Raw genomic sequence first — 12,521 nt, 5'->3', positions numbered from 1 at the left:
CGGTATTTTGCGTTGTTTTATTTTTGAAAATAAGGGATGTTGCGGGAAGCATCGGGGAGAAGTTAGTCCCGGGCTTTTTTGATGCTTGATTCAAAATAGGACCGAAATTAGTCGCCGATTTGCTAAACCGTCAAAACCTTGCATCCGATAATAGGTTCAAAGACCAGCATGAATTTGAAAGATTGAACGTTTTGAGGAAAGAAAAAGCATGAATAGGGAAGCGTTACCATAGCTTTATAAAAAAGAAGTGAAGGGTTTTCGACAGTTCAGATTATTGATGAAATATTTTGAATGTTTTTGGATTAAAGTGATTGTTTTTTACGGAGTCGTAGGTTACAATGAGTGGCAGATGGAGGAATCAATATGTTGACAGAAGAAAGATACCGAATCATACTACAGCGCTTACAAGTTTCCGGGATTGTAAAGCTTCAGGAACTCGTCGAGCTGCTGGGTACCTCCGAATCAACGGTACGGCGCGATTTGATCGATTTGGAATCGCAGCATCTGCTCAAGCGGGTGCATGGCGGAGCTTCTCTGCTGCATCGTCGAAGCGAAGAACCCGGCATGGAAGAGAAAACGTTCAAAAACGTTCAACAAAAGAATGCAGTCGGTCGTGCAGCCGCCCGTCAGCTTCGGGACGGTGAATGTATTTACATCGATGCAGGCACAACGACACTCGCTATGATTCCTTTTATCGAAGCACAAGACATTACGGTCGTGACGAATGGACTTTCGCATGTTGAAGCACTGGTCAGCAAGAATATTCGTGCTTATCTACTTGGCGGCATGATGAAAAGCCATACGAAAGCCGTCATCGGCAGTATTGCCCTTCAAAATATGGACAACTTCAGATTTGACAAAGCTTTTATCGGAACCAACGGGGTGAACGCCGAATTTGGATTTACGACGCCAGACCCGGAAGAAGCGCTGATCAAGCGCCGTGCCCGGCAGTTGGCGGAACGTTCGTATGTATTGGCGGATGCCAGCAAGTTTGGCGAAGTGGCTTTTGCCAAATTATTCGATCTCAAGGAAGCCGCGATCATTACCGACTCGATTCCCGAGCGGTGGAGAAAGTCGATTCTTGAGAAAACCAAAATAATCGAGGGATGAATCATGATTTACACCGTAACGCTTAATCCTTCCATCGATTACATCGTGGAAGTGCAAGACTTGAAGCTGGATGCACTCAACCGTATGAAACGTGACCTGAAGCTCCCGGGGGGAAAAGGGATCAACGTATCGCGAATTCTGAGTCGCCTTGGCGTTGAGAATACGGCACTGGGTTTTCTGGGCGGATTTACAGGACGGTTTATCGAGGACGTACTCAAATCCGAGTCGATCGTGACGGATTTCGTCAGCGTACAAGACGATACGCGCATCAATATCAAGCTGAAGCATGGCGGCGAGACCGAAATTAACGGCCAGGGGCCGCGAATCGGAGACGAGGAAGCCAATGCGCTGGCGGAGAAGCTGAGAGCGCTTACCGAAGAGGATATCGTCGTTCTGTCCGGCAGCGTTCCGCCTTCGCTCGGGAGTTCGTTCTACGACCGACTGATTGCGGTCATCAAGGAACGCGGCGCGAAATTCGTGATCGACACGACAGGGGACGCGCTCCTCGAGGCATTGCCTCACGGTCCGCTTCTCGTCAAGCCGAACCACCATGAATTGGCCGAACTGTTCGGCGTTGAGATTGAAGGTCAAGAAGACCTGATCAAGTACGGTCGCAAGCTGCTGGAGATGGGAGCCAAAAATGTGCTGATCTCCATGGCAGGCGACGGGGCGCTGCTGGTGACCGACGAACAAGTCTACCACGCCAATGTTCCGAAAGGGGAAGTGCGCAACTCCGTTGGTGCGGGCGATTCCATGATTGCGGGATTTGTCGGCACGCTGGCGAAGACAGGCAGCCCGCTTGAAGCACTCCGTGCCGGTACAGCTTCGGGAAGCGCCACTGCATTCTCGGATGACCTGGCTGAGCGGGCGAAGATCGATTCGCTGCTGTCGCAGGTTCAAGTTAATCCCGTGTAACGATTCACGCCATAGATCATGCAGTATCAAGCAAGCATCACGATTCAAGCCCGACAAGGCAAAACGCAATAAACGGCGTGCGGACACCGCGCGCCGACAACACCTCCAGAGGAGTGGAATAGGATGAGAATTACGGACCTGATGATTGAACCGGTCATGATCCTGGACCTGCGGTCCATTACCAAAGAAGCCGTTATCGACGAACTGATCGCGTCTTTGAACAAAAGCGGAAGAATCAACGATGCTGTAGCGTTCAAGCAGGCGATCTTGGCTCGCGAAGCGCAATCCAGCACGGGAATCGGCGAAGGTATCGCGATGCCGCACGCCAAAACGAGCGCGGTGAACCAACCGACGATCGTGTTCGGCAAAAGCTCGGCAGGCGTCGAATACGAATCGCTCGACGAACAGCCGGCCCATTTCTTCTTTATGATCGCCGTTCCGGAAGGCGAATCCAACCTGCATCTTCAAGCGCTCAAAGTGCTTTCCCGCATGCTGCTGGATCCCGATTTTCTGGCTAAACTGCGCGACGTGCGCACGCCGGCCGAAGTCACCGCATTGTTCAACGCGGCCCAAGCTGAATCCGAAGGCGCTCAACCTTCCGCTCCGCCGGCTAGCGCAAGCGCTTCCGCAACGTCCGGCGTTGTCGTAGGCAACCCGAATTCCGACAAATTCGTCGTAGCCGTAACCGCTTGCCCGACCGGCATTGCGCACACATTCATGGCTGAAGACGCGTTGAAGAAAAAAGCGAAAGAACTCGGCGTGAACATCCGTGTTGAAACGAACGGCTCGGAAGGCGTCGGTAACGAATTGACGGCCGACGAAATCGCTCGCGCAAGCGGCGTAATCATCGCGGCGGACAAGAATGTCGAGATGGCCCGCTTCAGCGGCAAACCGGTTCTCCAGCGTCCGGTCAGCGACGGCATTCGCAAATCCGAAGAACTGATTCGCAAAGCCGCAAGCGGCGATGCGCCGATCTACCGTCACGAAGGCGGATCGACAGCAGGCAGTTCCGATAAAGGTGCCAAAATCAGCGTCGGCGGCAAAATCTACAAAGACCTGATGAACGGCATCTCTCATATGCTTCCGTTCGTAGTCGGCGGCGGTATCCTGATTGCCATCTCGTTCCTGTTCGAGCAGTATGGGGGCGGGGGAGCCGATAATCCGATCTTCAAACTTCTGATGAATATCGGCGGCGACAGCGCATTCCACTTCCTGATTCCGATCCTGGCCGGTTTTATCGCGATGAGCATCGGCGACCGTCCGGCCTTGATGCCGGGTATCGTCGGCGGTTACATGGCAAGCGTATCCGGCGCGGGCTTCCTCGGCGGTCTGGTCGCGGGCTTCTTGGCCGGTTATATCGTGATCGGTCTTCGCAAAGTATTCAGAGGCATTCCGAAAAGCATCGAAGGCTTGAAACCGATCTTGCTTTATCCGGTCTTTGGTCTGCTGTTGACAGGCATCGTCATGTACTACGTCATTGATCCGGTCTTCGGCGGTCTGAACACTTGGATCACGAACGTACTGGAAAATCTGGGTACGGGCAACGCGGTTCTGCTGGGCCTTCTGCTCGGCGGCATGATGGCAATCGATATGGGCGGTCCTTTCAACAAAGCGGCTTACACGTTCGCGATCGGGATCTTCACTTCCACGGGCGACGGCGCCTGGATGGCGGCGGTTATGGCGGGCGGCATGGTTCCTCCGCTGGCGATCGCGCTCGCAACGACATTCTTCAAGAACAAATTCACCGACGAAGAGCGCAAATCCGGCATCACGAACTACGTGCTCGGCGCGAGCTTCATCACGGAAGGCGCGATTCCGTTCGCTGCGGCAGATCCGCTGCGCGTCCTGACTTCCTGTATCATCGGTTCCGCGGTAGCGGGCGGCCTGACTCAACTATGGGCAATCAACGTTCCGGCTCCGCACGGCGGCGTGTTCGTAGCCTTGTTGTCCAACCATGCGGCATTGTTCCTGCTGACGGTGATCATCGGTTCGGTCATCTCCGGCCTGATCCTGGGTCTGTGGAAAAAAACATTGGCACAACGTGCGGAAATCGCGGCTAAAAAAGCGGCATAAATCAATCGCTTACCGAAAGACTCGAAATCCTTAACCCCTGTTTCCTTAACTGGAAGCAGGGGTTTTCCCTTATTTAACCACTAAATAATATTTTTCCTTCACTTGATTCAATTTGAAAATATGAGGGTTATATAAGCTGCAAGCTGGAAAGGAAGCATCGATTATACATAGATTAAGTTACGCTCAAATTGTTTAATTCGGGGAGGATGCGGTAAAGTGATACCGTTGGTTAGCGTCGTTGTACCTGTATTCAACGTAGAGCGTTTTTTAAGAAGATGTTTGGATAGTTTGATTCATCAAACATTGAAGCGGATCGAAATTATCGTCGTGAATGACGGTTCTACGGACGGCTCGCGCGAAATCATGGATTCTTACGCGAAAAGCGATTCCAGAGTGATTATTATCGATCAAAAAAATCAAGGGTTGAGCGCTGCAAGGAATACTGCATTGAATGCGGCAAAAGGGCTTTATGTCGCTTTCGTCGATTCCGACGATTGGATCGAAATTAATGCTTTGGCCGCGATGTATGAAGAAGCTGCGCGCGAAGAAGCCGATATTTGCGCTTGCGATTACGCGCTCGCTTACGAAGACCGGATCGAGCACGACGTTCTCGGACTGGGCACGGAACGAATCGTCATCGAACAATACGGACTGGACCGATTATGGAACAGCAAAAAATATGCGGTCATGGTATGGAACAAACTGTATCGGAGAAGTTTGATCGAGGCGCACGGCCTGCGATTCGAATCGAACAGCAAAGTGTTCAGCGAAGACGTGTTATTCAATCTATGTTTTTTGCGCCATGCGAACGTATTTGTATCCGTGAAGCATACCCTGTATTATTACCTTCAACGTCCCGACTCGCTCACCAGTACCCGAAAACCCGATTACATGAAGCGAGAATTGCATTTGGTCGAAAAATTCGAGGAATGGTACGCCGATTATGATGATCGCAACGTGTATGCGCGGATTTTGAATCGTCTTTTTTTCGAACGCGTTCAAAACAGCTGCGTGCATGATGCGGATTACGGAGTCGCCCTTTTCGAAAGCATCAAGGATTTGAAATTTGCTGCTACATATCACGGATTCAGCGAGCGCATGGACGCAATCGCGCGAGATTCCGAAACTTGGCGTCCGATGCGCGTTTTCGCTTTTCTTTGCGCAAAGAAAAGATATATGGCAGCCGTGCTTTGGCTGCGCGCATTATGTACGGCATCCGGAAAACTTCGATTTTTGAAAAAGGCTAAAAGCTTAAAAGCGTTCGGCGCCGCCGGACCTTCGCTTTTGAGCGTGGAAACGGAAAGCGGCGCAAGAAGTTTGACGATCTCCGCGAAAAAGGATGATATTTAATGAAGATAAGCATTATTGTGCCGGCGTATAACGTGCAATCCTACATCGGCAGGACGCTGGAGAGTTTGAGTCAGCAGACCTTGCGCGATTTCGAAGTGCTGATCGTGAACGACGGTTCTACGGACCGGACCTCGCAAACGGCCGAGTCGTATTTGGCCGATATGCCGCAAGCCCGGCTGATTCACACCGAGAACGGGGGAGTCAGCCGGGCGAGAAACCGAGGATTGGCCGAAGCGAAAGGCGAATATGTTATTTTTCTTGACGGCGACGATTATGTGGACCCGACGTTAGTCGAAAAAATCGCCGATGCGGTGATTTCGGATGCGGCGCCGCCCGATGCGGTCGTGTTTCGTTTTCTTGAAGTCGGCGAAGACGGCCAGGTTTTATCGGATTTTTTCCGCGGCAAGTCCGCTCTTCCGCATTCCCTTAGCGGAGTCGATACATTGAAAAAGGTATTCTTCGATCGCGACTTGCGAATCGCGATCTCGGGAATCGCCTACCATCGGCAGAATTTGATCGAGTCCGGACTGCTTTACGAACCGGACTGCGTGAACGGTGAAGATCAGGAATTTATTTACCGGGCTTTGGGCCGTTCCCGGGAAGTGCGTTTCGTCGATGAACCGCTAATGTTTTACGTACAGCGCCGATCTTCGGTAACCTACACGTATAACGTGCGCAAGTTCGATTTCGCCGCGGCTTTCGATCGGGCGGCCGCGGATCTTCGCGAACAAAACGACGCGGAATTGAACCGGATCGCGGACATGCTCGGCGGGCCTTATTTGTTGGAAGATTATTTGTATACGATACGTACCTGTTTAGCAGCCGGAGACTTCCGCATGTCTGCGCTGCTTCGCGATATCGAGCTTCATTATCCGGGCTTGCCGGATAAAATGAAAAAACGCGTACAGGAATGCCGAACCGAGGGAATCGCGCTGCCTCGCGCATTGAGATTGTTCCATGCTTCGCCGTTCGCTTACGGTTGGCTTCTGCGCGCTAAAAGTTCCGCCGCGTCAAGGCGAAGCGCAAGATCCGCTGCCGCACCAATGTCTTCGAACCGAACCGGAGCGGCGGGGGAGGGGAATTCGTGAGATTCAAACGCGCTTTGCTCAATGCCCTGACAGGGCTGCTCAGCCAGATCATCACGATCGGGCTGGCCTTTTTTATTCCCCGTCTGATTTTGGTCGGATACGGTTCGGACACAAACGGCCTCGTCAATTCCGTTTCGCAAATCATCGCTTATCTTGCGCTTCTGGAAGCAGGAGTAGGCGCGGCTTCGCTGCAAGCCTTATATAAGCCCGTGGCAGAAGGGGATCGGAGCCGAATCAATTCGATTCTTGCCGCCACGTCCGCTTATTACAAAAAAACCGGCATTTACTATTTTGCCGCGGTCCTGCTTTTGGCGGCCGTTTATCCGTTTTTCGTGGAAAGCGGATATTCCATGCTCACCGTATTCGCGGTCATCGCGTTCAGCGGAATGGGCGGAGCGGTCAATTATTATTTTCAAGGCAAGTTTAAAGTGCTGCTGCTTGCCGAGGGCAAAAGTTATATCGAATCGTCGGTCGTGACGATCGGCAATATCGTGAACAGCCTCGTTCGCATCGTTTTGCTGCTGCAGGGCGTCAGTATCGTGACGGTTCAGTTTTCGTATTTCGTGATCGTGATTCTGCAAATCGTCGCGTACCAAATCTATATCCGCCGGCACTATCACTGGCTGGACCTCAAAGCGAAACCGGACTACGCGGCAATCGGCCAAAAAAACTCGGTTCTGATCCATGAGTTGTCCTACCTGATTTTCCGCAATACCGACGTGCTGATCTTGACGTTGTTCACCAACTTGAAAGTGGTCAGCGTGTACGTGCTGTACAACATGATTTTCAACGTGGTGGACAGTTTTATGCAGACGTTCGGCGGCAGCCTCAAATTCGCTTTGGGACAAAGTTTTTTCGAACACAGGAAAAAGTTCGACAAGCTTTATAACGCGTACGAGACTTATTTTATCGGATTTGTTTTCGCGATCGTGACATTGGCTTATCTTTTGGTTCTGCCTTTCATGAAATTGTATACCGCAGGCATAACCGACGCGAATTATATCGATGTGTGGCTGCCGATATTGTTCGCCCTTTCCAAACTGTTGATGAACGCGCGAACGCCTTCCGATACCGTGATCGATATTGCGGGACATTTTCGCGGTACGCAAAGTCGCGCGATTTTTGAATCGACGATCAATTTGGTCGTTTCGTTCGGGCTGGTATTCGTACTTGGCTTGTACGGCGTTCTGATCGGGACCATAGCCGCGCTGCTGTACCGTTCAGTCGATATGATTCTTTATGCGAACGTGCGACTGTTAGGTCGCAACCCGTGGTTGACTTTCAGAAAATGGCTTGTGTGCGCGGTTCTTTTCGTTGGCGCCGCATGGCTGCATAGCCGCTTCGAACTGCCAATTTCTTCGTACGGAACCTTTTTCGCCTGGGCTGCTCTGCTGGGCGTTCTGATTGTTCCGGCGTATCTGCTGGCGTTGTCCGTGTTCGAACGCGAAGCGTTTCGCTACGTATTATCTTTTGTCGTAAGGCTGTCCCGCCGCTCTTCCGGTGCTTCCGCGGCTCAATCGCCGGAAAAAGGATAGTCTTGAACGATCGATTCAACCGCATATATACTTGATAAGCATAAAAAAGGAACCGACCTCTCTGAGGCGGTTCCTTTTTTTATACCTTCATAAGGAGAGATGAATCATGTCAACCCGCAAAAAAATGCTGATGCCTTTGCTAACCGAACTGCCGCTCGTTTTATTGACGATCGCGATCGGAGCGGCTGCGGCAGGCTTGAACCTGTTCAAGCCTTTGCTGCTCGGGATGATCATCGGCGAATTGGCGAGTAAAGATCCGGAAAGCAAAGCATTCGTGTACGTAGGTGCGTATTTATGCGTATGGGGCATGAGTTGGCTGGTTTCTTTGTCTGCCCGCCGTATCGGAACCTCATTGGATCAAAAGATTCTGGTACGACTTCGAGTAGAGATATGGACGCATCTGTTAAATATTCCGTTGATCGAAAACGAACGTCAGCCGCTCGGACGAATGCAGACTTATGCCTTTTCGGATTTGCCTTCATGGGCCAAATTGTACGGCACCTTGCTTGCGCAGATCGCTCATTCCGCGGTTCAGTCTGTCGGATCGGCAATCGCCTTGACCCGTATCGATTTTGGGCTCGCACTACAAATCCTGCCTTTTCTTACACTAGGATTCATCATTCCGTTATTCGGCTCCAAAACCATGGTCAATGTCAATCGCGCGGCGCAGGATTCGATGTCCGATATGTCGGAGACCTTCTCGGGTCTGCTCCGAGGTTCCAAAGATCTTTTGTCCGTGGGAGCCGAACGCTGGGGCATTCGGCGTTTTGAAAAGGCATGCATGCGCTCCGGGCGTACGGAGGTCAAAAAATCCACAACCTACGGCATCATGCAAATTTGCGGCGGTGCTTCGGAGATCGCTGCTTATATACTGGTTCTGGCTGTCGGAGGACAAAGCGTACTGAACGGAGAACTGGGCATCGGCGAGCTGATCGGATTTTTGGCCTTGATCGAAATCATCTTTTTTCCGGCCAGGCATGCCGTCGACTTGGCGGGCGAAGTGCAGGCAGCTTGGGCTTCCGCGTCACGCGTTTTGCTTTTCCTGGCGATTCCCGAAGCCAAATCCGCGACTCCCGAACAAGGCGATTTGATTCTGGAAGGTCTTTCTTTCCGATATCCGGGGGGTTCGACGAATGCGGTTCACTCCGTGGATTGCATCTTAAAAAAAGGAGAGCGAATTGTCGTTGTCGGGGCGAGCGGGTCTGGAAAGTCAACGTTCGTCAAGCTGATATCAGGATTTTATGAACCGAGCGAAGGAAGAATAGTAGGGGGAGGCCGCAGCGCCGAACGCATAATGCCGGTTTGGCAGGAGTCGGTATTGTTCGATGCAAGCATTCGGGATAATTTAAATTTGGGTCGTTTGAAGTCTGAACGAAAGTTGAAAGAACTGGCTGCCGATTTTAATATGGACACGGTGTTCGAACAGCTGCCTCACGCTTACGATACGGTATTGACGGAGGGCGGGGACAGTTTATCGGGCGGACAAAAGAAGCGCGTCGCATTGATCCGGGCATTGCTTGCCGAAAGCGACGTCTACGTGTTTGATGAACCGACGGCAGGTTTGGATAGGCGCAATGCCGATTTGTTTTGGCAGCGGATCTCAAAGCTCGGCAAAAACGCAATCGTTATTGTGGTCACGCATTTACGGGAAGAAACCCGATACGCGGACCGAGTGCTTGAATTTCGGGAAGGGAGGTTGAGCGAAAGGGAAAAACCGTTTGAATGGTAGAATTCGCAATATGCAAACGATGCCAAGATGAAAAGCGATCAAAAGGGGCGACCTGCAACGAAAAAGCAAACAAAAACGTCCTTGATGTTAAGGACGTTTTTGTTCAGTGGTGGTCTCAAGAGCCGGCGTTGGTGATACGCTGCTGCGCATTTTTAACGACAGCTGCCGTTTCTTCGGTTTGCTTTTTGAGCTTGGCGATATCGTCTTGAAGCTTCGTGTCGTTCTCCTGCTCGCTCTGGAATTTTTCCAGCTCGACCTTCAGGTCGCGAACGGCTGCTTCGATCTCGACTTTCCATTCCATGGCGACTTCGCCAACTTCTTTGCCGAAAGCGATCAGCTCGCGGCTGGTTTCCGCTGCGGCTTGGCCTTTGGCTCGCAGAACCGCAATCGCGTTTTGACCTTTGTCCTTCGCGTTTTCTAGCGAAGCTTGGCCTTTGTCGCGAAGCGTCAGGGCGGTGTCGACACTGCGGTCTTTGATGTCGATCACGGCTGTGACGCCGCGATCTTTCAGTTCCAGACCTTTGTCTTTCAAATCGTTGGCTGCAATGACGCCTCTGTCTTTCAGATCGATCGCCGCGACGACGCCGCGATCTTTCAGTTCCAAGCCTTTGTCCTTCAAGTCGATCGCACCGTCAGCAAGAACCCGGCGAGTCTCCGAACCGCGCTGCGGAGCGAATAATAGAGCAGTAATCCCGCCAATTGCGGCTCCGGCTGCAATTCCGGCAATAAATTTCAAGGATGAATTCGACATATGTAAGCCTCCTGTTCAAAAGGTTTCTTCTCTAGTATTACCCATAGTTGCGTTTCTGAACAGAGTTAGCAGGGGGAAACATCGAGAAAATTCGACGGGGGTGGCTCAATGGAGGCGCTGCGGGGGAAATTCGTTCAAGACGCTGTCTCGCGAAGAAAGCTTGCAGCTTTCCTCGCTCAAAGGCGTCTTTCACTGAATTTCCCCCTCCGCTAGGATTGAGCCGGAAAAGGAAGCTGGGACGCTGCGGGGGAAATTCGTTCAAGACGCTGTCTCGCGAAGAAAGCTTGCAGCTTTCCTCGCTCAAAGGCGTCTTTCACTGAATTTCCCCCTCCGCTAGGATTGAGCCGGAAAAGGAAGCTGGGACGCTGCGGGGGAAATTCGTTCAAGACGCTGTCTCGCGAAGAAAGCTTGCAGCTTTCCTCGCTCAAAGGCGTCTTTCACTGAATTTCCCCCTCCGCTAGGATTGAGCCGGAAAAGGAAGCTGGGACGCTGCGGGGGAAATTCGTTCAAGACGCTGTCTCGCGAAGAAAGCTTGCAGCTTTCCTCGCTCAAAGGCGTCTTTCACTGAATTTCCCCCTCCGCTAGGATTGAGCCGGAAAAGGAAGCTGGGACGCTGCGGGGGAAATTCGTTCAAGACGCTGTCTCGCGAAGAAAGCTTGCAGCTTTCCTCGCTCAAAGGCGTCTTTCACTGAATTTCCCCCTCCGCTAGGATTGAGCCGGAAAAGGAAGCTGGGACGCTGCGGGGGAAATTCGTTCAAGACGCTGTCTCGCGAAGAAAGCTTGCAGCTTTCCTCGCTCAAAGGCGTCTTTCACTGAATTTCCCCCTCCGCTAGGATTGAGCCGGAAAAGGAAGCTGGGACGCTGCGGGGGAAATTCGTTCAAGACGCTGTCTCGCGAAGAAAGCTTGCAGCTTTCCTCGCTCAAAGGCGTCTTTCACTGAATTTCCCCCTCCGCTAGGATTGAGCCGGAATCGGATTTCTCGATTGGAGGGGAGAAGGGAAAAAAGCAAAAACAAAAGCAAAAGAAAAAGAAAAAGATTAATAGAAAGATCAAGGTACAAAAAAGAAAGAAAGGGAGTGTGGGGAATGAGTGTGTACGAGAGAGCTTGTGAGAGGGTTGGGAGGATTGATGTTGAGAGGTATATTGGAAACGAGGGGAAACGGTATGAGGAAATCAGGTCGAAGGGGGAGTATGAAGCAGATTCGGTGTTGATTGCGGAGTATTATCGTAGAGTCGGAGTGTTTTTGCAGTCGATTTCGAAGGAAGCGGCGGGTATTTATGCGGGGATGGATATGTTGATTGGGTACAAGATTGCCGAAGAGGCTTGGGATGAATTTCATGCCCAATTTCCTCAGTTCAAGCCGCTCAATAATTGGCTAATGAAGTTTTTGTGCATGCACTATCTTCGGTGGTGTTTGTTGATCGATGCCGGCGAGGAGAAAGCTTTACAGTTTCCTGATGTCTATGAACCGATGATCATGTTATTTGAAAAAGGCGGGGGCGGGATCAGTACGCATCACGGAGAATTAGTAGGAGGCTTCGGGGCTTTTTCAAAAACGATTGATTCAAGTCGAGGAGATCAGAAACCTTATGATATCAGCGAGGAAGGTCTTACACGTGCAACCAAGGAAATTGAAGTCGCAGAGAAATATCTAAGCGAATACAAGGCAGAAAGCTTAGAGAAAAAAATGTGCATTCGCTGCGGCAATCACTTAGAGATCCAAGAACACCCCAGCCAATACCTATACGGCGGAACTTGGTACACCATCAAATGCAAATCCCCAAATTGCTTCAGCCGCAATTTTTCCTAACCATCCAATCTTTTATTTAAGGTTTTTTGTCCCTTATCTACCCATACAAACAAAAAACGCCCCGAAGGGCGTCAAGATGACGAAAAAGTCCAACGTAGCTGGAAGCGAGAAGACGAAGAGAGAAATTCAGTGTAGGAATGAAATGTTCGCCTTTGAAAT

The 12,521-nt window shown here is 51.2% G+C and carries 9 protein-coding genes; 8 read left to right on the top strand and 1 reads right to left on the bottom strand.

The features are described 5' to 3' along the window. The first annotated feature begins 363 nt into the window (after positions 1–363). From SACSAC_RS19875 to SACSAC_RS19845, 7 genes are all read left to right on the top strand, one after another. Positions 364–1,110, top strand: a complete 747-nt coding sequence (locus tag SACSAC_RS19875; RefSeq protein ID WP_037289568.1) for a DeoR/GlpR family DNA-binding transcription regulator — start codon at positions 364–366, stop codon at positions 1,108–1,110. 3 nt (positions 1,111–1,113) lie between these two features. Then, positions 1,114–2,025: a 1-phosphofructokinase gene (gene pfkB / locus SACSAC_RS19870; RefSeq protein WP_037289567.1), complete on the top strand. Its 912-nt coding sequence runs from the start codon at positions 1,114–1,116 to the stop codon at positions 2,023–2,025. Between the two features lie 123 nt (positions 2,026–2,148). After that, the gene (locus tag SACSAC_RS19865) at positions 2,149–4,098 is read left to right on the top strand and encodes a PTS fructose transporter subunit IIABC (RefSeq protein WP_037289565.1); all 1,950 of its coding nucleotides are present in this window, start codon (positions 2,149–2,151) and stop codon (positions 4,096–4,098) included. Positions 4,099–4,314: 216 nt separating this feature from the next. Next, on the top strand, positions 4,315–5,448 hold the full coding sequence (locus SACSAC_RS27310) for a glycosyltransferase (protein WP_169833792.1): 1,134 nt from the start codon (positions 4,315–4,317) through the stop codon (positions 5,446–5,448). Continuing rightward, complete coding sequence (locus SACSAC_RS27305; RefSeq protein WP_051507278.1) at positions 5,448–6,536, top strand: glycosyltransferase family 2 protein; 1,089 nt, start codon at positions 5,448–5,450, stop codon at positions 6,534–6,536. The genes SACSAC_RS27310 and SACSAC_RS27305 overlap by 1 nt, the downstream gene beginning before the upstream one ends. Beyond that, a complete protein-coding gene (locus tag SACSAC_RS19850) occupies positions 6,533–8,071 on the top strand; it encodes a lipopolysaccharide biosynthesis protein (RefSeq protein WP_051507277.1) in 1,539 nt (512 codons plus the stop codon). The genes SACSAC_RS27305 and SACSAC_RS19850 overlap by 4 nt, the downstream gene beginning before the upstream one ends. Positions 8,072–8,177: 106 nt before the next feature. Further along, positions 8,178–9,800 carry an ABC transporter ATP-binding protein gene (locus SACSAC_RS19845; protein ID WP_037289563.1) on the top strand — a complete coding sequence of 541 codons (1,623 nt, stop codon included), beginning with the start codon at positions 8,178–8,180 and terminating at the stop codon, positions 9,798–9,800. 115 nt (positions 9,801–9,915) lie between these two features. Here the strand turns inward: SACSAC_RS19845 and SACSAC_RS27300 are convergent, their stop codons facing one another. Continuing rightward, a complete protein-coding gene (locus SACSAC_RS27300) occupies positions 9,916–10,551 on the bottom strand; it encodes a YtxH domain-containing protein (RefSeq protein WP_051507276.1) in 636 nt (211 codons plus the stop codon). A 1,085-nt stretch (positions 10,552–11,636) separates the two neighbouring features. On the opposite strand from SACSAC_RS27300, the gene SACSAC_RS19835 reads away from it, so the two are divergent. After that, positions 11,637–12,362 carry a hypothetical protein gene (locus SACSAC_RS19835; protein WP_037289559.1) on the top strand — a complete coding sequence of 242 codons (726 nt, stop codon included), beginning with the start codon at positions 11,637–11,639 and terminating at the stop codon, positions 12,360–12,362. Positions 12,363–12,521 lie beyond the last annotated feature (159 nt).

The sequence above is a fragment of the Saccharibacillus sacchari DSM 19268 genome, from assembly GCF_000585395.1.
GTDB classification, from domain to species: Bacteria; Bacillota; Bacilli; order Paenibacillales; family Paenibacillaceae; genus Saccharibacillus; species Saccharibacillus sacchari.
Note: the sequence above shows the minus strand (reverse complement) of the source record. Positions and strands in the feature narration are given on the sequence as shown.

What these genes read in the sequence shown, in the direction of transcription:
- SACSAC_RS19875 (WP_037289568.1), top strand. Translation starts at nt 364, where the DNA reads ATGTTGACAGAAGAAAGATACCGAATCATACTACAGCGCTTACAAGTT.
- pfkB (WP_037289567.1), top strand. Translation starts at nt 1,114, where the DNA reads ATGATTTACACCGTAACGCTTAATCCTTCCATCGATTACATCGTGGAA.
- SACSAC_RS19865 (WP_037289565.1), top strand. Translation starts at nt 2,149, where the DNA reads ATGAGAATTACGGACCTGATGATTGAACCGGTCATGATCCTGGACCTG.
- SACSAC_RS27305 (WP_051507278.1), top strand. Translation starts at nt 5,448, where the DNA reads ATGAAGATAAGCATTATTGTGCCGGCGTATAACGTGCAATCCTACATC.
- SACSAC_RS19845 (WP_037289563.1), top strand. Translation starts at nt 8,178, where the DNA reads ATGTCAACCCGCAAAAAAATGCTGATGCCTTTGCTAACCGAACTGCCG.
- SACSAC_RS27300 (WP_051507276.1), bottom strand. Translation starts at nt 10,551, where the DNA reads ATGTCGAATTCATCCTTGAAATTTATTGCCGGAATTGCAGCCGGAGCC.
- SACSAC_RS19835 (WP_037289559.1), top strand. Translation starts at nt 11,637, where the DNA reads ATGAGTGTGTACGAGAGAGCTTGTGAGAGGGTTGGGAGGATTGATGTT.